This window comes from Pseudomonas sp. J380, assembly GCF_009827115.1.
Taxonomy (GTDB): domain Bacteria; phylum Pseudomonadota; class Gammaproteobacteria; order Pseudomonadales; family Pseudomonadaceae; genus Aquipseudomonas; species Aquipseudomonas paracarnis.
In genome coordinates, this window is record NZ_CP043060.1 from 786489 (window position 1) to 810481 (window position 23993).

General features: G+C 60.0%; 30 protein-coding genes. 6 read left to right on the forward strand and 24 right to left on the reverse strand.

The window, feature by feature from the left end:
* Positions 1-2: 2 nt before the first annotated feature.
* The gene (locus tag FXO12_RS03590) at positions 3-1328 is read left to right on the forward strand and encodes a PLP-dependent aminotransferase family protein (RefSeq protein WP_057975759.1); all 1326 of its coding nucleotides are present in this window, start codon (positions 3-5) and stop codon (positions 1326-1328) included.
* Positions 1329-1335: 7 nt separating this feature from the next.
* Here the strand turns inward: FXO12_RS03590 and FXO12_RS03595 are convergent, their stop codons facing one another.
* A complete protein-coding gene (locus FXO12_RS03595; protein ID WP_034125989.1) occupies positions 1336-1767 on the reverse strand; it encodes a nuclear transport factor 2 family protein in 432 nt (143 codons plus the stop codon).
* A gap of 153 nt (positions 1768-1920) precedes the next feature.
* Between FXO12_RS03595 and FXO12_RS03600 the strand changes: the two genes are divergently transcribed.
* On the forward strand, positions 1921-2154 hold the full coding sequence (locus tag FXO12_RS03600) for a DUF6434 domain-containing protein (RefSeq protein ID WP_003190852.1): 234 nt from the start codon (positions 1921-1923) through the stop codon (positions 2152-2154).
* A 161-nt stretch (positions 2155-2315) separates the two neighbouring features.
* On the opposite strand, the gene FXO12_RS03605 is transcribed toward FXO12_RS03600, so the two are convergent.
* Complete coding sequence (locus tag FXO12_RS03605) at positions 2316-4025, reverse strand: amidase (protein ID WP_057975760.1); 1710 nt, start codon at positions 4023-4025, stop codon at positions 2316-2318.
* A 192-nt stretch (positions 4026-4217) separates the two neighbouring features.
* Here FXO12_RS03605 and FXO12_RS03610 point away from each other — a divergent pair, with 192 nt between their 5' ends.
* A complete protein-coding gene (locus FXO12_RS03610; protein ID WP_057975761.1) occupies positions 4218-4532 on the forward strand; it encodes a DUF2834 domain-containing protein in 315 nt (104 codons plus the stop codon).
* Positions 4533-4582: 50 nt separating this feature from the next.
* On the opposite strand, the gene FXO12_RS03615 is transcribed toward FXO12_RS03610, so the two are convergent.
* Genes FXO12_RS03615 through FXO12_RS03625 form a run of 3 tightly spaced genes read right to left on the reverse strand, consistent with a single transcriptional unit; the run spans position 4583 to position 7518 of the window.
* A complete protein-coding gene (locus FXO12_RS03615) occupies positions 4583-5506 on the reverse strand; it encodes a sugar ABC transporter substrate-binding protein (RefSeq protein WP_057975762.1) in 924 nt (307 codons plus the stop codon).
* 42 nt (positions 5507-5548) lie between these two features.
* Complete coding sequence (locus FXO12_RS03620; RefSeq protein WP_057975763.1) at positions 5549-6673, reverse strand: phytanoyl-CoA dioxygenase family protein; 1125 nt, start codon at positions 6671-6673, stop codon at positions 5549-5551.
* The gene (locus FXO12_RS03625; protein ID WP_057975764.1) at positions 6673-7518 is read right to left on the reverse strand and encodes an SDR family oxidoreductase; all 846 of its coding nucleotides are present in this window, start codon (positions 7516-7518) and stop codon (positions 6673-6675) included. The genes FXO12_RS03620 and FXO12_RS03625 overlap by 1 nt, the downstream gene beginning before the upstream one ends.
* Before the next feature lie 124 nt (positions 7519-7642).
* Here FXO12_RS03625 and FXO12_RS03630 point away from each other — a divergent pair, with 124 nt between their 5' ends.
* Entirely contained in the window at positions 7643-8668 is a 1026-nt protein-coding gene (locus tag FXO12_RS03630) for a LacI family DNA-binding transcriptional regulator (RefSeq protein ID WP_057975765.1), read from the forward strand.
* Between the two features lie 43 nt (positions 8669-8711).
* Positions 8712-9716: an inositol 2-dehydrogenase gene (iolG, locus tag FXO12_RS03635; protein WP_057975766.1), complete on the forward strand. Its 1005-nt coding sequence runs from the start codon at positions 8712-8714 to the stop codon at positions 9714-9716.
* Between the two features lie 183 nt (positions 9717-9899).
* On the opposite strand, the gene FXO12_RS03640 is transcribed toward iolG, so the two are convergent.
* Positions 9900-11111: an MFS transporter gene (locus FXO12_RS03640; RefSeq protein ID WP_003190861.1), complete on the reverse strand. Its 1212-nt coding sequence runs from the start codon at positions 11109-11111 to the stop codon at positions 9900-9902.
* 102 nt (positions 11112-11213) lie between these two features.
* On the opposite strand from FXO12_RS03640, the gene FXO12_RS03645 reads away from it, so the two are divergent.
* Complete coding sequence (locus FXO12_RS03645) at positions 11214-12035, forward strand: helix-turn-helix domain-containing protein (protein WP_014718649.1); 822 nt, start codon at positions 11214-11216, stop codon at positions 12033-12035.
* On the opposite strand, the gene FXO12_RS03650 is transcribed toward FXO12_RS03645, so the two are convergent.
* From FXO12_RS03650 to FXO12_RS03735, 18 genes are all read right to left on the reverse strand, one after another.
* Positions 12028-13218, reverse strand: coding sequence for an MFS transporter (locus FXO12_RS03650; protein WP_057975767.1), 1191 nt, complete (start codon positions 13216-13218; stop codon positions 12028-12030). The two genes, FXO12_RS03645 and FXO12_RS03650, sit on opposite strands and share 8 nt — an antisense overlap.
* Positions 13215-14237: an alpha/beta hydrolase gene (locus FXO12_RS03655; RefSeq protein WP_057975768.1), complete on the reverse strand. Its 1023-nt coding sequence runs from the start codon at positions 14235-14237 to the stop codon at positions 13215-13217. The genes FXO12_RS03650 and FXO12_RS03655 overlap by 4 nt, the downstream gene beginning before the upstream one ends.
* Before the next feature lie 314 nt (positions 14238-14551).
* A complete protein-coding gene (locus FXO12_RS03660; RefSeq protein WP_160049523.1) occupies positions 14552-14914 on the reverse strand; it encodes a Mor transcription activator family protein in 363 nt (120 codons plus the stop codon).
* Positions 14911-15363, reverse strand: coding sequence for a gp16 family protein (locus FXO12_RS03665; RefSeq protein WP_160049524.1), 453 nt, complete (start codon positions 15361-15363; stop codon positions 14911-14913). Before FXO12_RS03665 ends, FXO12_RS03660 begins: the two co-directional genes overlap by 4 nt.
* Positions 15364-15535: 172 nt before the next feature.
* Positions 15536-15757 carry a hypothetical protein gene (locus tag FXO12_RS03670; protein WP_150073116.1) on the reverse strand — a complete coding sequence of 74 codons (222 nt, stop codon included), beginning with the start codon at positions 15755-15757 and terminating at the stop codon, positions 15536-15538.
* Positions 15754-16449, reverse strand: coding sequence for a DUF2786 domain-containing protein (locus tag FXO12_RS03675; protein ID WP_160049525.1), 696 nt, complete (start codon positions 16447-16449; stop codon positions 15754-15756). Before FXO12_RS03675 ends, FXO12_RS03670 begins: the two co-directional genes overlap by 4 nt.
* Before the next feature lies 1 nt (position 16450).
* A complete protein-coding gene (locus FXO12_RS03680) occupies positions 16451-16738 on the reverse strand; it encodes a hypothetical protein (protein ID WP_005789429.1) in 288 nt (95 codons plus the stop codon).
* A 1-nt stretch (position 16739) separates the two neighbouring features.
* On the reverse strand, positions 16740-17189 hold the full coding sequence (locus FXO12_RS03685) for a hypothetical protein (RefSeq protein ID WP_160049526.1): 450 nt from the start codon (positions 17187-17189) through the stop codon (positions 16740-16742).
* Positions 17190-17386: 197 nt separating this feature from the next.
* On the reverse strand, positions 17387-18004 hold the full coding sequence (locus FXO12_RS03690; protein ID WP_160049527.1) for a DUF3164 family protein: 618 nt from the start codon (positions 18002-18004) through the stop codon (positions 17387-17389).
* On the reverse strand, positions 17997-18476 hold the full coding sequence (locus FXO12_RS03695; protein ID WP_160049528.1) for a hypothetical protein: 480 nt from the start codon (positions 18474-18476) through the stop codon (positions 17997-17999). Before FXO12_RS03695 ends, FXO12_RS03690 begins: the two co-directional genes overlap by 8 nt.
* Positions 18476-18760 carry a hypothetical protein gene (locus FXO12_RS03700; protein WP_256678913.1) on the reverse strand — a complete coding sequence of 95 codons (285 nt, stop codon included), beginning with the start codon at positions 18758-18760 and terminating at the stop codon, positions 18476-18478. The genes FXO12_RS03695 and FXO12_RS03700 overlap by 1 nt, the downstream gene beginning before the upstream one ends.
* Positions 18757-18948 carry a hypothetical protein gene (locus FXO12_RS03705; RefSeq protein WP_160049529.1) on the reverse strand — a complete coding sequence of 64 codons (192 nt, stop codon included), beginning with the start codon at positions 18946-18948 and terminating at the stop codon, positions 18757-18759. Before FXO12_RS03705 ends, FXO12_RS03700 begins: the two co-directional genes overlap by 4 nt.
* Positions 18945-19262: a hypothetical protein gene (locus FXO12_RS03710; RefSeq protein WP_178119858.1), complete on the reverse strand. Its 318-nt coding sequence runs from the start codon at positions 19260-19262 to the stop codon at positions 18945-18947. Before FXO12_RS03710 ends, FXO12_RS03705 begins: the two co-directional genes overlap by 4 nt.
* A 1-nt stretch (position 19263) precedes the next feature.
* On the reverse strand, positions 19264-20445 hold the full coding sequence (locus FXO12_RS03715) for an ExeA family protein (RefSeq protein ID WP_160049530.1): 1182 nt from the start codon (positions 20443-20445) through the stop codon (positions 19264-19266).
* Positions 20445-22220, reverse strand: coding sequence for a DDE-type integrase/transposase/recombinase (locus FXO12_RS03720; RefSeq protein WP_160049531.1), 1776 nt, complete (start codon positions 22218-22220; stop codon positions 20445-20447). The genes FXO12_RS03715 and FXO12_RS03720 overlap by 1 nt, the downstream gene beginning before the upstream one ends.
* 3 nt (positions 22221-22223) lie before the next feature.
* The gene (locus tag FXO12_RS03725) at positions 22224-23153 is read right to left on the reverse strand and encodes a hypothetical protein (protein WP_160049532.1); all 930 of its coding nucleotides are present in this window, start codon (positions 23151-23153) and stop codon (positions 22224-22226) included.
* Between the two features lie 10 nt (positions 23154-23163).
* On the reverse strand, positions 23164-23466 hold the full coding sequence (locus FXO12_RS03730) for a helix-turn-helix domain-containing protein (RefSeq protein WP_160049533.1): 303 nt from the start codon (positions 23464-23466) through the stop codon (positions 23164-23166).
* On the reverse strand, positions 23463-23942 hold the full coding sequence (locus FXO12_RS03735) for a hypothetical protein (protein WP_160049534.1): 480 nt from the start codon (positions 23940-23942) through the stop codon (positions 23463-23465). The genes FXO12_RS03730 and FXO12_RS03735 overlap by 4 nt, the downstream gene beginning before the upstream one ends.
* Positions 23943-23993 lie beyond the last annotated feature (51 nt).

The window sequence follows — 23993 nt, forward strand, 5'->3', positions numbered from 1 at the left end:
CTATGCCCCGTGCTCGCTACAAGACGCTGGTCGATACCTTCGCCGAGGCCATCCGCAGCGGCCAATTGCAGCCCGGCACGCGGTTGCCTACCCATCGCCAATTGGCCGCCGAGCATGGCCTGGCACTGGTCACCGCCAGCCGGGTGTACAGCGAGCTGGAAGCCATGGGCCTGGTCAGTGGCGAAACCGGGCGCGGCACCTTCGTACGTGAGATTGCCTTGCCACCGGGGCAGGGCAGTGGGCAGATGACGGTTGCGGCGGGTTTGCTTGACCTGAATTTCAACTATCCGTCTTTGCCGGGCCAGGCCGAGCTGCTGCGCACGGCGTTGCGCCAACTCGCCCTGTCTGGCGACCTGGAGGCGTTGCTGCGTTACCAGCCCCATGCCGGACGTGTGCACGAGCGCGCCGCCGTGGCCCGGCACTTGTTGAACCGAGGGTTGACGGTGCAAGCCGAGCAGGTGCTGGTGGTCAGCGGCGCCCAGCATGGCCTGGCGGTGAGCATGATGACCTTGCTCAAGCCTGGGGATGTGGTCGCGGTGGATGCACTGACCTATTCGGGGTTCAAGGTGCTGGCCGAAACCCTGCACCTGGAACTGGTCGCCATCCCAGTCACGGCCAACGGCCCTGATCTTGACCACCTGCACAGCCTGTGTCGCCAGCGCCCGGTGCGAGCGGTGTACAGCATGCCGACCCTGCATAACCCGCTGGGCTGGGTGATGAGCCTGGCGCTGCGCGAGCGCTTGGTGGCAATCGCCCGGCAGCACAACCTGATGATCATCGAGGATGGCGCCTATGCGTTTCTCGCCGAAGAAGCGCCGCCACCCTTGGCGACCCTCGCACCGGAGCGCACGGTGTACATCGGCGGGCTGTCCAAGAGTGTCGCCACCGGTTTACGCGTGGGCTTTATCGCTGCGCCTATGGCTTGGGTGAGCGGCTTGGAGCGCACGATCATGGCCACCACCTGGAACGTGCCGGGGGTGATGAGCGCGATTGCGGTGGGCTGGCTCGAGGACGGCACGGTGGCGCAACTGGAGGCGCAAAAGCGTGCGGATGCCCAGGCTCGTCAAGCGTTGGCAGCACAGGTGCTGAGGGGCGTGAAGACCATCAGTCACCCGTCCTCCTACTTTCTGTGGCTACCGTTGGCGGAAGACGCCCGCGCCGATCAGGTCGCCATGACCTTGCAGCGCGCTGGCATCTCGGTTTCAACCGCCGAACCGTTCGCGGTCTCGGCCCAGGTGCCCCACGCGCTGCGCCTGGCCCTGGGTTCGGTGCCCATGGCGGCATTGCGTGAGGCGCTGGTGAAGGTGCGCAAGGTGGTGGCGTGGTGAGGTTTGCTCAGTACTTGTAAGCCTGGCGCCCAATCAGCAGCCATTGGCCGTGCTGTTTTTGCCAAACCTGAAAGTTGTCGATATCGGTTGGTGTGTCCACACCGCTGTTCACCGCCAGGGCATGGAAGTGGTTGCGCACCAGGGCGGTATCGCCGTTGAGGGTGATGGTCTGGTTTTGCATCTCCAAGGTTTTGAATGCGCTGGTATGGGTTTCCAGGTCGGCAATGAATTGCGCCTTGTTTTGCACCTTGCCGCTGGAGTGGCCGTAGGTCAGCTTGTCGGACGTCAGTGCATGAAGCTGCTTGAGGTCCAGATGCAGCATGGCTTGGGTCAATTGATCGACTGCCTGGGCTACATCCCTCTCGGCGGCGCCGGGCGCGGCGGCGACGTAGCCGGAGAAGAGGCACAGAAATCCGATCAGCACTTTGAAGTTGGACATGGGTGTTTCCTTATTGTTGTTAAGAAATACGACGAGGTATGTCGTCGTACAACCATGCAATATTCTCAAGGCGGAAGGAAAGTGAAATTTTGCAGGAGCTTGAGGTGAGTAGGCGCTAGAGTGTTCATCACATCCGCGCAGCCGAGGTACATCATGGATTTTGACTGGCACAGCGACGTCATCACCCGCGCTACACCCGTCACCCCTAGCTATAAAAACACCCAGAACGTGCGCCGCTTTATGCTTGAGCAGTGTGGCCCGGCGTTCAAGTTCAACCGTCCATTCATGGCGTGGATTCGTAACGGCGCACCCAAAACTTTGGGGGATGTGGTGGAGGAGTGGCAGCGTCGCAACGAGGTGCTTCGGTCCTCGCACCACGGTGTTTGAACTGAAATATGAACAAAAAGTGTGGGAGCGGGCTTGCTGTGGCGAGGGAGCTTGCTCCCGCTCGACAGCGCAGCTGGAGCCGGCTTTTTGGGGGCGCTACGCACCCCAGCGCAAGCAAGCTTGCTCGCCACAGCAAGCCCGCATTTGAGTGAGGAGCCCAGCTAGATAGCCGCCAGCGGTGGCGTACGCGGCGGGATCATCCGTTTGCTGCCGGTGGCTTCGAACGCCGAGGCAAAGCGCAACAGCGCCGAATCGTCATAGGCACGCCCGGCGAAGGTCAGCCCCACCGGCATGCCGATGTCTGCCATCACGCCCATCGGCACGGTGACGGTGGGCACGCCCAGGTGGCGGATGGCGAGGTTGCCGTTGGCCACCCACACGCCGTTGCTCCAGGCAATGTCGGCAGACGCTTCGTTCACATCGGCATCCGCCGGGCCTACGTCGGCCACGGTGGGGAACAGCACGGCGTCCAGCCCGAGGGTGTCCATCCAGTCTTCCAGGTCCAGGCGCCGGGTTTGCTCCAGGCCGCGCAGGCCATCGGGCACGGTGCTGATCTGGTCCCATGGCGTGATGCCGCGTTGGGCCATGCGCACGTATTCGTCCATGCCGGCGGCCAGGTCGTCTTCACGGTTGGGCAGGGTGCCGGGGTCGTGGGGGAAGATGCTCGGCCCGTCCACATCGGCCAGGCGGTTCAGGTGCGGGTCGCCGTTGGCACGCAGGAAATCATCGAAGGCCCATGCAGACAGCTCCCACAGCTCGTCGTGGAGGAACTCTTTAGAGACCAGGCCACGGGTAAACACCGTCGGCGCGCCGGGGCGGTCGCCTTCGCAGTTGGACACCAGCGGGAAATCCACTTCGATCACTTCGGCACCCGCCGCTTCCAATGCCTGGCGCGCGGCTTGCCACAGTTCGATCACCGTGGCGCGGGTGTGGATCTTTTGTCCGGTCGGGCCGCCGATACCCGGTTTTTCGCTGGTGCCAGCATCCGGGTCGGCGTTGATGTACATGCGCGGCACGCCAAAGCGCTTGCCGGCCAGGTTTTCGCTGTCGACTGCCAGCGCCGCGTAGGACACCGGGCGCACCGAGGTGACGCTGGGGATCGGCACCCAGGGTTGCAGGCGCCACAGGTCACCACGTGTGTCCGGGTCTTCGGCCACCACGACGTCGAGCACTTCCAGCAGGTCGGCCATGGTGCGTGCATAAGGCACCACCACGTCCATGGTCGGGGTCAGTGGCCAGTTGCCGCGCACCGAAATCACGCCACGGGACGGCGTGTAGGCACACAAGCCATTATTGGAGGCCGGGCCGCGACCGCTGGACCAGGTTTCTTCAGCTAGCCCGAACGCGGCAAAGCTGGCGGCGGTGGCGGTACCAGCGCCGTTGGAGGAACCCGACGCAAACGGCGCGGTGAGGTAGTCGGCGTTGTAGGGGCTTTCGGCGCGACCGTACACGCCGCGCTGCATACCGCCATTGGCCATCGGCGGCATGTTGGTCTTGCCCAGGCAGATAGCGCCACCGGCACGCAGACGCTCAATGGTGAAGGCATCGCGCTGGGCCACCAGCTTGGCAAACGCCGGGCTGCCGGATGCAGCCGTCAACCCCTTGACCAGGTAACTGTCCTTGGCGGTGTAAGGAATGCCATCCAGCGGCCCCAGGGTTTGCCCCTTGGCGCGGCGTGCATCAGACGCCTGGGCTTCTATGAGCGCATCGGGGTTGCGTACCACCACGGCGTTCAGTGCAGTGGCCGTCTGCGGGCCATCGTAGGCATCGATCCGCGCCAGGTACGCCTGCACCAGTTCAACTGCCGTGGTCTGGCCGGCTTCAAGCGCAGCGCGCAATTGGGCAATGGAGACTTCAGTAACTTGCATCACGTTTTTTTCGCCGCCTTCAAGTGGGGGTATGGCGGCAGTCTACGTACAGATATTTCACAAAACCAGCGCGGCATACTTCGTGTAGGCGGCGGGAACGACATCACCAAGCAAGGCGTCAGCAACATTGCGAGTGGCCGCCCTTTATCGCTAAGGTGGCCGCGTTGATTAACGTTGCACTTCAAGGAAGAGACCATGCACAGACCTTATATCGCCCTGGCTGCCTTGCTCGGGTTTACCCTCTATACGGTGGCGACCATGCTCACGGCAGAGCAGTCACTGCTGGCATTTGGATGGGAACTGATGTCCCGGCCCGATACGGCGCAGGTGGTGATTGACCTGTATCTGATGGCGGTGCTGGCGTGTGTGTGGATGTACCGGGATGCGCGTGGGCGAGGGCGGTCGATGGCCTCAGTGCTGCCGTATTTTTTACTGACGGCAGTGTTTGTGTCGGTAGGGCCGCTGCTCTATATCGTGGTTAATGGGTTTTCCCGGCGAACGCTCAACTAAGCCTGTATGGCAAGGGCGCAAGCTCCCTTGCCATGGGTAGTGCGCGGCCTTCAGGGATTAAGGAACGCTTGGTAGTTGTCCTTGGTGATCTGCTGATAAGGAATCGTCAGCTCCGCCGTGTACGGCTGCTGCTTGACCATCTTCACCGCCAGGTCGATGGAACCCACTGCCTGGCCCTTGTTGTCCTGGTACACCGTGACCAACAACTGGCCTTTTTTCACCGCGTCCAATCCCGCTGCGCCGCCGTCACTGCCGGCCACTAGGATGTCCTTACCCGGCTGCATGCCTGCCTGGCTGATAGCCATGGCCGCGCCAATCGCCATTTCATCGGCATTCGCGGCCACGGCATCGATTTTGCGCCCTGATACGATCCAGTTGTTCATCAGGTCAATCGCCTTGCCACGCTGCCATTCGGCGCTTTGCTCCTCGACGATCTTGATGTCGGGGTAGTCCTTCAGCACGCTCTTCACCCCCAGCGTGCGGTTATGGGTGGCGTTGTTGGACAGCAGCCCGAGCATGATCGCCAGGTTGCCCTTGCCGCCCATTTTCTCGGCCAGGTAGCGCATCTGGATTTCGCCGGCCTTGATCTCGTCCGAACCGACATAGCCCACGCCCGCTGGTACCTCCTTGAACTCCGGGCGGCGGTTGACGTACACCAGCGGGATCTTGGCCTGCTGGGCATTGAGCGTCATCTTCTGGGTGGCCGCTGTGTCCACCGCGTTGACGATAATCGCGTCCATGCCCTGGGCGGTGAAGTTTTGCACCTGATTGAGTTGTCGCACCACATCGCCCTGGGCGTCTTCAAACTGCAGGGTGACATCGGGCAGTTCCCTGGCGTGGGCGGCCATGTAGTCGCGCATTTGTGCGAGGAATACGTCGTCCACCTGGGCGATGCTCACGCCGATGCGAATGTCGGCCAGCGCCCAAGGGCTGAACGCCAGGACTAACAGTGCCGCAAGGAGTTGCTTCTTCATGGTTTTGCTCCGTTGTTTTTGTTGTTGTCAAAGCAGGGCGGTTTACGCTTGGCGTTTGGCCCGTAGCTGCACCACGGCGGCGGCGAAGTCCGAGCACGGCCAGCGTTCGTCGAGGGCTTGCAGCATCAGCTGTTGCCCGGTTTGTGGGGCCAGGCCCCTCAAGGGTGGGTCGGTGTCGAGGTTGGTGGGGAAGGAGTACCCGTCTGCGGTACAGGCGACCACGGCGTGGGCATCCAGGTTGGGGTTGGCGAGCAGCACCGGGTACACCGCCAGCATCATGCGGTCGCGGTCGATGGCTTCCATCGGCTTGCCGAACGCCGAGGAGATTTGCAGCAGGTTAGCCATGCGCTGGCGATCGGCCGTGCGGTTGGTGCCGGCGGCATGGAACAGCGCCGGGTTGAAGAACAGCAAGTCGCCCTTGTTCAGCGGCAATTGCACCGCGTGTTGCTGGAAGTAGTCGATAAACTCCGTGCGACGCCACGCCAGGTACCCCAAGGCGTACTGCTGGGAAAAGGGCAGCAGTTGGGTGGGGCCGGTTTCCAGCGGCATATCCGAGTGTGCGATAGCACCTTGCAACGTCAAATGTTGGGACAGCGCATGCAGCGGCAGCGGAAAACGTTCGACCACATCGTTGGTCTGAAAACCCAGGTGATAGTCACGGTGCGGCTGCTGCGCCTGGCCACCTGGATGCACCACATTGACTTGCGCCGTGACTTGAAAGCCCGGCCCCAACCAGGCTTCGGCAATCAACCCCAGCAGAGGGTTGGCGTAGTACTCGGCAAAAGACTCGGGGGACTGTAAGGCCGCCTTCTGCAACGCGTTCCAGATCCTGCCATTGCTACCGGCCTTGGCAAAGTGATCGGCAGCCACGCCTTGGGCGGCTTCATGGGCAAAGATCGCGTCGAAGACCTGGCTGTGGCGGTCCACCACTTCCAGGTCTTCATAGGCTTGGCGCACCACCATTACGCCGGGCCCGTCACGGAACAGGTAATGCAGCTCGTTCATGACGACCAGGCGGTCGCTGTTGCGCAAGGTGTGGGCCTGATAGATCGGCACACTGCCTTGTACCTCAAGGCACAGCGGGTAGTCGCTGGCGTTGGTGCGCTGCGCACAGATCCGGCTGAAGTCGGCCAGGCGCACCGCGTCGCCGTTTACGAAAGCCGACATCACACACCTCCTGGAAGGCTCAGGGCCTGGTGAGGTTGCGGGGTGCTGCTGTCGGTGCAGCCGACCACGCCCTGTTCCAGGTCGATGACCGCGCCGCTCATCATTCCCGACTCGGCGGACAGCAAAAATGCCACGCTGCGCGCCACCTCTTCGGGCTTGAGCAGGCGCCCAAACGGTTGGGCGCGTTCGGCTTCGGCCAGCCAGCCGTCCTGGGCGCCGTGGTACTGGCGCTGGATCTGATCCTCGTGGGGCGTGTCCATCCAGCCGATGTTCAGGCCATTCACGCGGATGCGGTTGCGCAAGGCACTGAACGCTACGTTCTTGGTCAGGATCGCCAGCGCGCCCTTGGACGCCGCGTAGGCACTCAAGAACGATTGCCCACCATGGCCGGTAACGCTCTGGATATTGACGACCGCACCTGCGACACCGTTGCTGATCATCAGCTTCAACGCTTCCTGCATGAGGAAAAACGGCGCCCGTACATTGACCGCAAACAAGCGCTCGAACAGCTCCGGCGAGGTGTCGAGAATGGTGCCGCGGTCAGACATGCCGGCGCAGTTCACCAAGCCGTGCAAGGTGCCGAAATGGACGCGCGCTGCTTCGATGATAGCGCGGCAGTCTTCGACCTTTTCCAGGTCGGCCTCGACAAAAAATGCCTGGCAATCCAACTGGGCCAGCTGGCGCACCTGCGCGTCGCCCTCGGTACGGCGACGCCCGCAAATGATCAGCCCGGCCGCACCACGGCGAGCCAGGGTATGGGCCACCGCCGCGCCGAGGCCCTGGGTGCTGCCGGTGACGACAAAGTATTGGCCGCTGAACGAGGTCGCAAGATCGGTGTGGGGCATTGGGGTTCTCCTGGAATTTTTGTTGTTTTGCTGGCCCGGCTCGACGCCGGGCAAAACTGAGACTAGCATTGCAAAACCTCAATAACGCCCAAAAAAGACCTCAAAAACACCTCAGGCGAAACCCATGCTCGAACGCGCAAAACACTTTTCCATCAAGCAACTCGCCACCCAGGCTGGCGTCAGCAAGGCCACGGTGGACCGCGTGTTGCACCAGCGCGGCAGCGTGCACGCCCAGACACGGCGGCGTATCGAGCAGGCATTGGAGGAGTTGGAATCCCAGGAAAAAAATGGCTTGGCCGTGGGGCGTACCTTCCATGTGGACGTGATCATGCACACGCCCCAGCGTTTCAGCGCGGCGGTGCAGGCGGCGATCGTTGGCCAATTGGCCAGCCTGGCACCGTTTCGCATCGCGCCACGTTTTCACCTGTTCGAGGAGATCGAGCCCCAGGCCATGCATGACCAACTGCTGCGCTGCCTCGACACGGGCAGCCAGGGCGTGGTGCTCAAGGCTGCGGATGAGCCGGCGGTGAACCTGGCCGTCAAGCAGCTGATTGCGGCCGGTATTCCGGTGGTGACCTTGGTCACCGACCTGCCCCAAAGCGAGCGCATCGGCTATGTGGGCATGGACAATCGCACGGCCGGCCAGACAGCGGCCTACCTGATGTCGCGCTGGCTGCCGACCGAGGCGCAGGACGTGGCGGTGGTTATCGGCAGCGAATTGTTCCGCGGCGAAGAAGAGCGCGAGATGGGTTTTCGTACCTGGCTGCGTGGCCGCGCCGAGTACCTGCGAGTACTGGATATCAGCGGCGGCTACGGCGTGTATGAGCGCACCTTTGAGCGAGTGACCCAAGCCTTGCTCCAGCACCCCGGGCTGAAGGCGGTGTACAGCGTCGGCGGTGGCAACCGCGCAATTGTCGACGCGTTTACCGCCCAGGACCGTCCATTGGAGGTGTTCATCGGCCACGACCTTGACGAAGAAAACCGCCAACTGCTGAGGGAAGAAAAAGTCGCGGCGATCATCGATCACAACCTGCAGATCGATGCCCGCCACGTATTCCTGCACATCCTGCACTACCACCGGCTCTGGAAGGCCGGGCCGATTGCGCCGTCACAGGTGCAGATCGTCACGCCGTTCAACCTGCCGGACTGAAGCGCTGAAATACCACATCCAATAACAATCCAGGAGTTCGACCATGCTACGTATCGCCGTTCTAGGTGCCGGGCGCATCGCCAAGATCCATGCCGCCAACGTTGCCGCCCATCCCAATGCCACGCTGGCGCTGGTGGCCGATCCCTGGCGCGCAGGTGTCGATGCCTTGAGCACCCAGTTGGGGTGTGAAGCCGCGTATGACTGCGCCGCCGTGCTGAGCCGCGAGGACATCGATGCGGTGGTGATCGGCACGCCCACCGACACCCACATCGACCTGTTGCTGGCTGCGGTGGCCCAGGGCAAGGCGGTGCTCTGCGAAAAACCCATCGACCTGGACATCGCCAAGGCGCGCAGCGCGGCGCAAACCGTGGAGCGCCAGGGCGGCAAGGTAATGCTCGGTTTCAACCGGCGCTTCGACCCAGACATGCTGCGCCTGCGCCAGGCGCTGGACGCCGGCCAGATCGGCGTCGTGCGCCAGGTGATCATCACCAGTCGCGACCCTGGCCTGGCACCGCGTGACTATCTGGAACACTCTGGCGGGATCCTGCGCGACATGACCATCCATGACTTTGACACCGCTCGCCATTTGCTCGGCGAGGAACCGGTAGAAGTCAGCGCCTTCGCCAGTCGCCTGGTGGACCCGACCCTGGAGCAGATCGACGACTACGACAGCGTCATGGTTTTGCTACGCACCGCTTCGGGCAAACAATGCCATATCAACTGCTGCCGCCAGGCGGTGTATGGCTATGACCAGCGCGTAGAAGTTTCCGGCGCCAGCGGCGTGCTGCTGACCGACAATCACCGGCCCAGCACCGTGCGCCATTGGAGCGCTGAGCACACCGAAGCGCTGGAGCCGTTGCAGCATTTTTTCCTTGAGCGTTACGCGGATGCGTATCGCAATGAGCTGACGCAGTTCATCGATGCGTTGAACGAGGGGCGCGAGTTGCCCACCAGTATGCGCGATGGCCTGTATGCGTTGCATCTGGCTGATTGTGCGTTGGAGTCGGTGAAGACCGGGCGCAGTGTGAGGGTCGGTCATGACCTGTAGCACGGCTGGGGGGTAGCTTACGTGGCCAGCGATGCGCTGTGGGTGCGGGCTTGCTCGCGAAGGCGGTGTGACAGTCAAGAACCTCATAGGTTGTGCCACCGTCTTCGCGAGCAAGCCCGCTCCCACATTTGGGGGGCGTGGAGTCAGTCAGGTACCCGTTGGCTTGCAGTCCAGCCCAACCAATCAGACCCCCTTGGTAGAAGGCAGCAGCACCGTCAGGATACCCACCAGCGGCAGGAACGAGCACAGCTTGTACACGTATTCGATGCCGTGATGGTCAGCGAGCATCCCGAGCAGCGCCGCGCCGATCCCGCTGAAGCCGAACATCAGGCCGAAGAATATCCCGGCGATCATGCCCACATTGCCCGGCACCAATTCCTGGGCAAACACCACGATGGCCGAGAACGCCGAGGCGATGATAAAGCCGATGACCACGCTGAGTACGGCGGTCCAGAACAGGTCGACGTAGGGCAGGGCCAGGGTGAACGGTGCGGCGCCGAGGATCGAGAACCAGATGACTTTCTTGCGGCCGATCTTGTCGCCGATCGGGCCGCCGGCGAAGGTGCCCACGGCCACTGCGCCGAGGAACAGGAACAGGTACATCTGCGAGCTGGCTACCGACAGCTGGAATTTCTCGATCAGGTAGAACGTGAAGTAACTGGTCAGGCTGGTCATGTACCAGTATTTGGAGAACACCAGCACAGCCAATACCACCAGGGCGAAGGTCACGCGGCCTTTGGACAAACCGTGGGTCGCCTGGCTGCCTTGCTTGAGCTTGAACAGGTTGAGGTGGTGGCGGTACCAGCGGCTCAAACCGTACAGCACCAGGATGGCGAACACCGCAAACAGGCCGAACCAGGCAATGTGGCTTTGGCCGTAGGGAATGATGATCGCCGCCGCCAGCAACGGGCCGAAAGCGCTGCCGGTGTTGCCGCCGACCTGGAAGGTCGATTGCGCCAAGCCGTAGCGCCCACCGGAAGCCAGGCGTGCGACGCGGGAGGTTTCCGGGTGGAAGGTCGATGAGCCCACACCCACCAGCGCCGCCGCGAGCAATATCGCCGGGAAGTTGCCGACAAAGGCCAGCATCAGGATGCCGATCAAGGTGCACACCATGCCCGCTGGTAATAACCAGGGTTTGGGGTGGCGGTCGGTGTGGTAGCCGATCCACGGTTGCAGCAGGGAGGCGGTCAACTGGAAGGTCAGGGTGATCAGGCCGACCTGGGTGAAGCTCAGGCCGTAGTTGGCCTTGAGCATCGGGTAGATCGATGGCAGCACAGCCTGGATCAAGTCATTGATCAGGTGCGCCAGGGCACAGGCGCCCAAGACGCGCATGACTAAGGGGCTTACTTGCGGGCTGGTCGAAGGTGCGGCGGGTGACGCTGTGACTGTGGACATGCGGGCATTCCGTACAAGGCAGCTGACAGGCGTGGAGGCGGGCGGCGGTGATGTGAACCGCCACTCCATCTGGACTCGGCGTTTATGCTAGATTCGGCGCCAATGCCTGTCTCGCGCAATTCGGGCAGAAACCATCGCAAAAAGGGCGAAATGATCAAATCACTGGATAAATTTCTGCGAGAAATCGATGAGGGCGACTGGGCCGTCATCAGCTCGGCCACTGATTACCCCGAAAACTGGGTGATCCCCGAACACAGCCACAACAAGCACCAACTGCTGTACGCCATTGGCGGTGTGATGGTGGTGTACTCGGCCCTGAGGCAATGGACGGTGCCGCCCAATCGTGGCTTCTGGATGCCTTGCGGTCAAGTTCACTCACTGCGTTGCGTGGGTACGCTGAAGATGCGCAGCGTGTTCGTGCGCCCGGACAGCTTCCCCAACCTGCCGGCCGAGCCCAAGACGGTGACGGTCTCGCCGTTGCTGAGTGAACTTATCAAGGCCTCGGTGAGCCTGAAACCGCCGTATGCCGAGGATTCACGCGACGCGAGGATCATGCACCTGATTCTTGATGAACTGGCTATCCTGCCGGCTTTGCCGCTGTCTTTGCCGCAGCCTGCGGACCCGCGCCTGAGCCCGATCTGCCTGGCGTTGCAGGATGAACCGAGTGATGCCTCCACCGTGGCCGACTGGAGTGCGCGGTTGGGATTGGACCAGACCACCATCCAGCGCCTGTTCCGTAAGGAAACCGGCATGACCTTCGGCCAATGGCGCCAGCAGGCGCGGTTGCTGCTGGCGCTGGAGCGCATTGCGGTGGGGGAGAAGATCATTGATGTGGCGTTTGAATTGGGCTACGAAAGCCCCAGCGCTTTTACCAGCATGTTCAAGAAACAGTTTGGCAAAACGCCGAGTCATTTTTTCAAATAGCGTCGCTCGCCATGCGCGCGTGAGCAGGGCGCCGGGATGCCAGGTAAGCCAGCAGTGTGGCGACTACCAGCAAGGCGGCGCTCAACTCGAAGGTGGCCTGATAACCGCTCAAGTCGAATGCCACACCACCGACGGTGGCACCGGCGGCAATCGCCAACTGGATGATGGCGACCATCAACCCCCCGCCGGCCTCAGCGTCGTCGGGCAAGGTGCGCGCCAGCCATGTCCACCAGCCAACCGGTGCAGCTGTCGCTACCAGGCCCCAGCAGCCCAACAGCAGAGTGGTGACAATCGCTGAACCGCCGAACCCCACCAGCGCAAGGGCAATGCCGGCCATGATCAACGGAATGGCAATCAGCGTCGGGTACAGGTGACGCTTGAGCAAATGCTCAATCAACACCGTACCCGCCAGGCCGGCCAGGCCGAGCACCAGCAGCATCAGCGACAGGGTGGACACCTCGACCCGGGTCACGCCTTCCAGGAATGGCCGCAAGTAAGTGAACAGCATGAATTGGCCCATGAAGAACAGGCTGACGGCGCACATGCCCACGGCCACCTTGGAGTTTTTCAGCAGGCGCAGCGCATTGCCGGTGTTCGCTGCGCCGCTGTGCTTGAGCGCAGGCAAGCTCAGCCACAGCCAGGCCAGCGCAATCACGGCGACCGGCACCACGCAAAAAAATGCGCCGCGCCAGCCAATCAGGCCGCCAAGAAAGCTGCCCAGCGGCGCCGCGATCACCGTCGCCAGGGCGTTGCCACCGTTGACGATGGCCAAGGCCCTTGGCACTTGGGCGGGCTCGACCAGGCGCATTGCCGTGGCCGCCGACAGCGACCAGAAACCGCCAATCGCCACCCCAATCAATGCGCGCCCGAACATGAACACCGCGTAATTCGGTGCGAACGCCACCACGCTGCCAGAGAGGATCATCAGCAGGGTCAGGGCCATCAGCAGGCGCTTGCGATCCATCCTCGCGGCAACCGCCGCGATCACCAGGCTGGTGAGCAAGGCAAACACCCCGGACACGGAAATGCCCTGGCCGGCCTGGCCTTCAGTGATGTGCAAGTCAGCGGCCAGCGGTGTGAGCAGGCTGACCGGCATGAACTCGGAGGCGACCAAGGCAAACGCCGCGAGCGACATCGCCAGCACCGCGCCCCAGCGTTGCGGTTGAGGGATAACGGAGCTCACTGCAAGTGGCTCTGGAAGAAGGTGGTGAGCGTGTCAAACGGGATCAGTTCGACGCGGTCGTACAGGTCTACATGGCCGGCGTTGGGGATGATCAGCAATTGCTTGGGCTCGGCGGCGCGTTGATAGGCGTCTTCACTGAATTCACGGGAGTGCGCGTTGGCCCCGGTAATCAGCAGCAGTGGGCGCGGCGAGATCGTCTCGATATCGTTGAAGGGGTAGAAGTTCATGAACTTGACGTTACTGGTCAGCGTCGGCCGGGTGGTGATCTGCGATGAGGCGCCTGCCGGGGTGACTTCGCCGCGGGGGGTGCGGTAGAAGTCGTAGAACTCGTCGCCGACCGGGTCGCCGGTAAGGCTCTGCGGCGTGCCACCGGTGTAGAGGGTCTCGCCGCCCTGGAACTCTACATAGCGCTGGTTGGCGGCCTGGCGCAGGATCTGCTGGCGCTGTTGCAAGGTCATGCCGTGCTTGAGGCCATTGCGGTTGGCCGCGCCCATGTCGTACATGCTGACGGTGGCGATTGCCTTGAGACGCGGATCGATCTTCGCAGCACTGATCACAAAACTGCCGCTGCCACAAATGCCGATGGCACCGATGCGTTCCCGGTCGACCTGTGGGCGAGTGCCGAGAAAGTCCACGGCGGCGCTGAAGTCTTCAACGTAGAGGTCGGGCAACACCGCGTTGCGTGGTGTGCCGGCGCTTTGGCCCCAGAACGACAGGTCCAGGGACAGGGTCACGAAGCCCTGTTCAGCCATTTTGGTGGCGTAGAGGTTGGCGCTTTGCTCTTTGACGGCGCCCATCGGGTGGCCGACGACCAGGGCTGCGTGCTTTGAGCCTGGGGCAAGGTGCCTGGGCATGAGCAGCGTGCCTGCGACCTGCATGCCGTATTGATTGTTGAAGGTGACAGGTTCGGCCGTCACTGTGTCGCTGCTGTAGAAGTTATCCGCACCGTTAGACATATCGGCTCCAAATGAAGAAAGAGAAGTCACCAACAAACCCAGGGCGAGCAAGAGGCGTTTCATAGGGGTGTTCCTCGTGAAGTGTTCGCACATTTTCCGGGTGACGGCAGGGCTTCTGTAGTGCATTTGAGTGGATTACTTGCCTGATCCTCTGAGTTTCAGGGCCAGGTGACGACGCCCGTGACTTGCGCGGGTAAAGTGCAATGAAGCATTGAAAGTGTTTAGGAGTGAGTTAAATGGAGGGGGGTGAGCGAGGTAATCATGGGACACTCCGGGAGAAACCGGGAGAAGGTGATCAGGAATTGCAATTCTATTACGGTGTGAGCAACTGACCTTTGAAGCCTGACCAGCCGGTTTGTCCCCGGCCAGCCCTCCCTTTATTCCTCGTCATCCGATGCAAATAGGTCCCCTTGATTACGGGCTATGACCGCCAGTCGCATCCTTTTTACCACTTTATAGACAAACTGCACCGAGAGATTGTGTTTCATGGCGATCTCGCGCTGGTTATGGCCTGTCCATTCATCAAAGATTTGCAGGTGCAACTTCGAAGCTTGCAGGTGGACGCCTTTCGGGATGTACAGCACCTGGCCTCCCCACACAGCCGCCATGTGCATCGCAACCTCATTGCCGTGCGCCTCGGCAACCTCTGGACTGAGGCTTAATGTTTGCCTGGCAGATTCAGCCACGTGGGCTGCCAGAGCTTGGAGTAGTTCGCCCGGAGCGCTGCAAGGGTCTTTCATATAGCCTCCTTGTCGGCTACGCGGTTATACCATTGCTTCAGATTTTCAATCACCCGGCTTCCCTGAGCAGTGGATAGCCATTGCAGTGCTGAGACGCGGGTCATGCTTTGTACAAACTTCGCCAACGCTGCCTCAGAAGGATCGCGCACGGCGCCCAGGCCATGTAGTTCCAACCACAATGAGCGAATCTTCTTTGATTGAGCGTCGTCAGCCATTGGACGTTTCTGTGCTTTGTTTGGCCGAACCTTGAAGCCACGCTGCTTGAGCTGTTCCAAAACCTTATGCAGGTTTGGAACGCTCAAGTCAGCGGTGGACGTAGCGCCGTCCAATCCCGTCATGCCAGCTAACAGGAGGCGATAGGTATCGTCATCCATGCGCAACTCGCGTCGAGCAACGTGGATCAGCTTGATCAGACGCAGGCGGTTCGGGTTGGACGGCGCGGCTTTCACTGGTCACCTCCTTTCATCGAGCGTGTGTTGCCGTTCTGCTGGTTACGAGCGGCATGAATCCGTTGCCGGATCTTGCTGCATTTGGCGTGATTACCAGTGTTACGGGGGCGCTGGCATTGATCGCAGATCGCCAGGAACTCCAGTACACCGGCTGAGAGTTTCCCCGTGCTGTTCATGCCCATTTTTGTCGCCTCATCAGCTCAATAGCGGCCTGCTGCGGATCTTCAATGTCGCCGTAAGACAATTCGCGGATGAAGTCCTCCATTTCGAGTTTGTCGTCCAGTGCATGACCCGAAGACCACGCGGCCACTCGCCCTTCGCCGATTGCCCGAGGCACTTCATTACCCAAGCCTTCAACTACTAGGGTGTCGTACTTCTTTTCTGCAGCGCTCATGTCAAACCCCCCATGGTCAAGCGTGCGCGAGGCTGATGGTTCACCGCCTGGTGCAGTTGGGCGGACTTGCCCGCTTCATAGCCCGCGTCACCGGCGCCCTCATTGCGCGCTTTGACCTTGCGCCGCTTGAGTTCAACGCTTTTTACGTCTGGATGATGTTTTTTCATGAAGGCGTCAATCGCTTCGGCGATGTTGTCTTCTACGCCCGCAAACGCCTGAATTTTGCTGTGAACTGCATCCAACCAACCATTGGCGAAGGCATCCCCTCTGGCGACCTTCGTAGAGCGTTTGCAACGCTTTTGTGTGTCCAAAAAGTCACGACGGGCCTTTTGTAGCTGACGAGCCAGCACTTGGTATGCGTAGCCGGACAGTTCCGGCGCGGCTGAACAGCCAATAAAGATGAAGCGAGCAGCACTCCACTGAGGGTTGGAAATAAGGATCATGGTGCCGAACGCATCTGCACAGACTTGCGCAAGACGCACACGCCAGACAGGAGGCGAACCCTCCGAGCCCGCAAGAATCGTGTGTTCGCTCGCCATGCTGGCAAGTACGTCACCCACTTCCAGGTTGTACATTTCCATCAGCTTGTGCGCTTGGCGCAGCGCGGTTTCAGCTTCGTGCGGATTGCTGGTTTTGGACTTGGCCATCTCCAGGCACTTCTTGATTTTCTCCAGAGTGCGGTTGTTGTCCATGTCACTTTTCCTCCGAATCTGTGTCGCGGCTGACGTTCTTCGTCACCGTCAGTGGGAACTTGCCAAACAGATCAAGGGCCGTGGCGCAGCCCGCCTTGAAGCCTTTGCGTTCATCGCCCACAAGCAGGACTTGCTGTCCATTTGCGCCGCGTAATACCAACTCGGTATCGGCTGGCGCCTGCACAATCATCTGCAGTTTCTGGACATGATTGGAATGCCACTGCTGAAGCCATTTGAGGATCTCTACGACCTCTGGGTCGCGGGTGGTTACAGTCACTTGATCGGCCATGTCACATACCCTCCAGAGGGGTGATACGCCACTTGCTATGCAGGCGCCCAACAGGTGTGCATGGCAGGCGTTCAACGCCAGCGGACACGCCTGGAAAGAGCTTTTCAGCCAGGCGCTTCACTGGGTATTCATAGTCATGGGTGCAAGACACACGCTTGCCCCGCACAGTGCCGGTAACGTAACCATCACCGTCCTGTCGTACCGAAACCTCTACCGGTACCAGCGGTTGTATCGAACGCACCGGGTACTTAATGCATTGGTCACGGGTATCCCCAGCGCGGAGAAACTCCACCAAACTGCCCACCTTAAGGCTTGCCAGGTTTACGACTCTTACTCCAGTCCACAGGCCGGAGTGGTAAGGCCAGCTTCCGGTGACGATGCCAGCCTCATCGACGGTCCACACCAGGAAGTCCTGGTGGTGATCCTGAAACTCAATCAGCGTCTGGCTCATATCAGATGCTCCTGTGCACGGGACTGGGTATGGCAAGTTCGATCTGTTCGACAGAGCAACCAAAATCACTCAGCGTCAGCACCAGTTCGAGCCCCTGGTTAAGGGCTAGGAGCGACCACCAGACGCAGAAACAGAACCAAACGCTTTTCGGTATTTTGTGCAAAGCGATAGTGGGACCATCTTTAGATATATGCATGTCACACCACCGCCAGGTCGAGAGGGATTGCTTTGTAGTTGTCCGAGTCGCCGATCCGCTCATACACGCGGATGTAAACGGCACTGCCCGAGACCATGATGGAGTCCTTCACGGCCTTCATAGCGGCCTTCCAGTTATCGTCATCTATCTCCAGGCGTAACAAGTCCAGGACATCGGAGGTTTTGATCTGCCCACTACGGTTGGGGCTGAACACCCGGTCGACGATAGCCATCAGATGAGTGTCTGCCCCCTTGCTCCAAGCTCGGATGCAGTCATAAACCAGCACCTTTGCCACTTCCATTTCCTCGGTGAACGTCAGCCGGTCGGCATATGAGCGCTGCACCTTGTATTGGCCGTCATACGTGGCGATGGTCACATTGCCCTTCTTGCCGCCCATCTGAACGCCGTAGCGCTCACCGGCAATGCTGATTAAGTCAGCCACGTCGCCGAGGGATTTTTTCTTGAAGTCCTTCAGCGCCAGGCTTAGCGCCTTGGCCGCTTCTGCAAGCTCGCGGGCCACCTGGTCGCGCAGCTTGTCTTGGTCGCGCACCTGGCCCTCAGGGACCAAGTGCCCCATGGCGTTACGCATATAGCCCTGCTGGATATCGGTATCAGACATGGTCGCTCTCCTTTGTAAGAGCTTGAAGATGCAAGGTGGCCCATTGGCAGGTTTCATCGGCGCTCACGCCTTGAGCCTGTACAACAACCCGCTCAACCCCACCAGTTTTGTCGTAAACGGTGATCATCCAGCCAACGACGCTGTTAAAGCCGATCTCCAGCCATAGGTCGGGGCGCAGACTCAGTGCGGCGTCAAAGGCCGTTACCAAACCGGCCAACTGGGTGACGTGTTCGCTGCACTCGGCGTGCAGGTGGCTGATAACCTGGTGCAGATGTTGAATAGCGTCCGAGAAGCGACCACCAGCAATGGCCGTATGGGCCGCTTCTAGCGACCGAGCTGAATCAGGCACCTGCTCGGCATGATCCAGCAGCACCACCAAATGCTTCATGGTTTCCTGCCAGAACAACGCTGGGGTTTCGGATTCAACAGCCGCTTTCAGGGCTTTAATCGAAATACCGAGGGCGTGATTCATCAGTGCACCGACCTTGCGGCCCGCGCCGCCTTCTGTTGCTGATAGTGGGCGGCGAGTCGTTGCAACTCGCTGTGGATTTCGCTGTAGCTACCCGCGACCTGCAACTGGGCCAACTTGACCAGGATGCGATCCAGTTTGTTGACGTACTCTTTCAGCTCAATGATCTGCAGGTCTTTCCTGAACAGTTCACCGGTAGCGTGTTTGAGTTCATCGCGTACCTGCTTGTCAGTGAGAAGATTCGGGTTACACAGGGTCGAGCAGGCGTGAACAATGACTTCGCTCATAGCTCTTGCTCCCGACCTTTATTCAGCACACGCATTTCATCGATACAGACGAAAGCATTGAGGGTGCAACCGCATGATTCGCAACTAACCACGATATCAATCAGGTTGTTGTCATGAGCTGCAGACTCTGTGGTTACTGTTAGTGGGACAGCACAGGTGTCACACTTGATATCGAGCTGGCTGTTCATTGGTCCTGCTCCTTAACCAAGCTGTACCAAGCCACATCAACGCCCCGTACCGTCACGGTGTTGCGCGTAAACCGACCTGCAGGCGAGTAACGCATCCCGCGCAGTTCATGACCAAACCGCCGCAGGAACAGCTCAACATCGCCCGGTTCGATAAAGATCTTGTTGTCCAGCAGCACCAGGTGCTTTATCCCAATACCGGCGTTTCGGATATCGCGGGTCAGTTCGTTGTAAGCCGAGAGCTTTACAGTGAAGTTTTCAGCCAAAACGCTGGTCCGCTCCTCCACTTGCACACCTACGAGGTATAAAGCGGCCATCTCACACCCCCTTCACAATGTCGGCGGTTACAAGGGGCGCGCCCAAACTCGCGGCCAGGTTCATCGCGGCGATCAGCAGGTTGCCGATTGCCAGCGGATACAACAGCGAGACCGCCGTGTCTCGGCTCCCATTGCGCCCAGGTAGCGAAAGACGGGTCGCAATAGCATCAATGCCTCCGGCATCGATCACCTCGGCCAGCGGCTTGCCTGCGCGCTCAAAGCGGAATTTCAGAAACTCCTCCAGCAGTGCGCCTTCGATTGGCGGCAGCATGATCCGCTCGCACCGCTGCACCACTTCACGTACATCTGCGTTGCGCTCGCTCAGTTTCACGCTCAGCTCCGGCTGGCCGATCATGATGATGCTGACCAGCTTGGTGAAACCGGACTCCAGCTCCAGGATGCGCTTGAGGTGCTTGAGCGTTGGAATCGGCAGGCTATGGGCCTCCTCGATCACCAGACAGTGGCGATAGCCTGCGGCGTGGGACTCTTTCAACACTTTGTGCAGCTGGGCAAAGCGTGCCTCGGGGCTGTTCTTGGGTTTGGTCAGGGGCGAGACCCGCGCCATCATTGCCTCGGCAATGTGAGTGCTTTTCAGCGATTTGCCTTTGGTGTCGTTATCTTCGGAGGCCAGCACATAGGGCTCAATGATCAACACCGGGTCATTGTTCTCAGCGATTCGGTTCACCAGGTCGCGGCGCAAAGTGCTTTTGCCCGCACCTGATTCCCCCTGAACTGCCAGGAAGCCACCGTGCTTTGCGGTCTGGTACATCACCTCGCGAACGTAGCGAATATCCGGGCTGATCCACATGTCCTTGGCGCAGGAAAGTTCATCAAAGGGGTCGCGGAACAGACTGAATGCCTTACGAGTAGTTGGCAGCAGGGTTTGTTTTGGCAGTAACATAGGTTCGTCCTCCCCGGACGGCTCTTCTTTAAGGGCCGGATCTGTCGTGTTGGCGCACGGCAGGTCCACTTCTTCAAAGGCGTTAGCGATATCGGCATCGTTGGCGCCGGACTCGGTCAAGAACACACGAATGCGCCCCTGCAGGTCGGCGCTGTCCAGGCTGCGCGGCCATTGGCCGTGGTTCAGCAACTGGGCAATAGAGGCCTCGCTGAGCTTCAGCGATTCGGCCAAGGCCGATTGAGATCGGCCCACCCCCTGTAAAACGTGTTTAAGTTTCAACATCACTCACCTCCAACCGCCGCCCGAACCAGGCTGAGCGGGTTGCGCATGACCTCTACAGGCCGTTTCAGCTCAGCCTCAATGGCATCAAGCTGGTCTTGGGCAATGCCCTCCGGGTAGTGCTGCTGCAGCCAGCTGAAGCTTTCGGCTGACCAAAGGTTTGCCATTCGTGGGCGCAGCAATTTCGCAGCCTCGACGTGCGACAGCAGTGCATGCTCGACAATCGGGGCGTTGACGTTCAGGGATGTGCCACGGCGTGGTAGGTACGCCGGTAGCACGGTGTCGGTGACATGTTTGTGTGGGTCGATCAGGCCACCGAAAGGCAAGGTTTTAGCCTTGCGGGCGGCTTCGGCATCAGCCTTGCTAGTGGTGCCGGTAGCAATTTGTTCCAGCAGATTGCGCGAGACTTGCGCCGGGGTATCTGCGTGACGCTTGTACTGCTCGCCGATGGTCGCCGAGGTCTGTGCGAAGCCGAACTGATCCATGCCGATCCGCTCGACTACGTGGTAATGCTCGCGGCCATCTGCGCCGGTCATAACGACAACCGCAGAATCTTTGTCGCGCCAGCAATTGCGGGTGATCAGCAGCTTTTCGCCAACCATAACTTCCGGCACCGAGCTGACGTCGAACTGGTCCCCGCGAAACGAAACGCGCAGCAGGTTGCTGACCTTGCGTTCCTCTGGCGTGCTGACCGCCAGCTCGCGGCAAACCTCAATGCCCGGCGCCAGACGCAGTTCGTCTTGCTTGATCAACTGCCACACGCCATAACGGCTGCGGCGTGTCCGGGTATGAATGGAGGTTGCATTGAAGTAACGCATCCACTCACCGGCCCAGCTATTAATCTGTTCAAGGCTGGTTGCAGCCTGGAACTTCAAGGCGCTTTCGAATTCGCGCTCAACGATGTTGTGGGCCTGCTCCACCTGCCCCTTGGCCCGTGCGTTGCCGACCTGGTTAATGATCAATTCGATGGACATGGCGCGGCACAGGTTGCGGAAGATACCGCTGGTCATGGCTGCGCCAGGGTCGGTCATCAGCATCCAGGGCACGCCGTGGAATGGGTCAGATTCGTGGCGCTTCTGCATGGCATTGATCAATACGGTGCACAGGTTCTCAGCCGACTCCGCGCCCAGTACGTACTCGACATACAGCGTGCCGCTAGTGTGGTCGGTGATCACGTAACGCCATAGGCGCTGACGCTCAATCTTCTTGAGGTTGCCCGGTTTGCCATCGTAGAACTCAGCCTGCTTCATCACCCGAGCGCCATCGTCTGCCAGATAGAACTGTGTCGAGATAGAGGCATCGACCTGCCAAACATGGTTGGGGTGCTTGCTGGCAAGCGATACGGCGGGTGCATCGTGCAGCAGCTGCTCGGGGTGCAGTTTGTACGCACGCAGAGCGCGGCTGATAGCGCTGTTAGTCAACGGGCGAAACTCACCCGAGCCTTCATCTATACGGCCAGCCAGAATCAGATTGTTACTGCGCAGACGCTCAACAGCGCGCTCAATGGTAGACAGCTGCTTGTTGTTGGCGCGGATGGACTCCAGCAATACCGACGAGATCATCCGTGCTTCATCCAAAGGCAAGGCGCTGTTACCTGCATCGCTGCGACGTTTACGGGGTTTGCTCACCGCTACCTCCCTCAGCTTGCGCTGCAGGGTTTGAAGGGAAACACCCAGCTCGGCTGCACCGGCCTTGTAAATGGCGGTGCGTTGACCGTGCGGGGCATTGGCTGCCCGTTGGGCGATCTGCGCCAGTTGCTGGGTCTGTACCGGATTCATGGGTTACGCCTCGGCCTTGGTCTGCCATACCGGCGTGTCGTTCTGGTGTTCGGGTAAGTGAAATTCGCTGCGAACAGTTGCCAGAGTGATTTCAAGCTGGTTGATCAAATCGGCCTGGTAGGCGCGGTGGTCCTGGCCGTGTTCGGCAGCGTGTTCAGCCATCTTGGCGAAGCCTTCGCGAAGCTCACCCAGGATCTTGGCTTCCACTTCAAAATGAAGAGCGACCACCTCGGTGCGCAGCTCTTTGATAACGTCGTCAGGCGTTGCGGTCTGGATGCGTTTACGGTGTTTCTCCAGCTCCTGCTTGGTGCTATCCAGCTCTTTAGTTTTCTTCGCCATAACTTCGCCCTGGGCGTCGTAGTCGGCGTTGACCTCGTCCAGGCGCTGGGCGAGTTCGGCTTTTTCTTTGGCGTGCTTGGCAATGATTTCTTCTGCCAGGTCAACGAAAGCGTCCTTGTCACCGGCCTTAGCGACTTCGATAAGGGCGGCTTGGGCGTCTTCAGGCAGGCGGCGGTATTGGCGCATTTCGCGATAACCGATGCCCATGCGGGACATGGACTCCAGCGCATCTTCACCAAGGGTTCGCAGGTTTGCTATGTCTTCGTCGACCTGCTGACGGGAGCGACCTAGCAAGGAACAGAACTCGTCCCAAGTGCCTGAAAACTGCTGACCGTCAGCATTTTTCTTTCCACTTAGCGCCCGGTACAGCTTGCTTTCCTTGACGTATGCCAGCTTAGAAGTGCTGACGGTCAGCGAAAATTTTGAGAATGACTCTGCCATCTGAGCTTGGCCGAGGAGCTGATTAAGCAGGTCGCGCTCGTCGGTATGTGATGCTATTGCCGTGGCCATAGAGTTTTGAGTGGCCATCAGTACTTCACCATTCAAAGCGGGCAAATCAATGGGATCGGTAGCTGGTGCTTTAGTGCGTGCCATTAAGGCCTCCTTAATTTATCGAGCCAGCGGCAATACGCTGATTGATTTCTTGCATCCGTTGGGTCAGGCGCGCCATGTGTTCGGCGTGGGCCTGGGCGATCTGCAACATTGCAACCGAGTGAGCAAAACGACCGTTATCCAGCTTCACTGCCAACCCTTCTTCAATCAGGGTTTGCATAGCACGGGTGATGTTGCTCGGGCTGTCCTTGGTCAGGTGAGCCAGCTCGGTATTGCTGAGGCCCGTTACGGTGTGGCCTTTCAGTGCTTTCAGCACGCCCAGCACACGGGCTGCTCCTGAGGCGGTGCGGCTCATGGCTGTCCCTCCAATTCAAGTTGTGGGTTTTGGGTTTGGCTGACATTGCCCCGATGCCAGGCAAGCCCTTCCATGGCTGCTTGTATTGCAGCCAGGGCGTCATCGGCTTCAATGTTGTTGGCGTAGAAAGCGAGCAGCTTTCCGGCTGCAGTTGTCAGCAGCTCCTGCAGCGCATGCATATCTTTGGCTGTGCAGTTCCGCCCAGTGGGTATGACGATGGTCAACCGTCCAGCACTGGCCGCGATCCAGCGTGTGACATAGTCGCAACCGCAAGCGCGCTCATACGGGCGAATCATGTTGGCGGGCATGCGTCCGGTCTGGAGCCACTTGTAAACCGTCCACTGATCGGTGACGCCCATTTCAACCGCGATACGCTCGACGCTCATGTTGTGTGCTTCTTTCGCGAAGTCTTTGCACAACTCCAGCCCATGCCGCAGCGAGGTTGGTTGAATGTTCTTCCAGCGACGGCGGTTCATTGGAATGCCTTCAATAGAGGGCTTTCCAAACAAACCGAACGTTTGCACCTA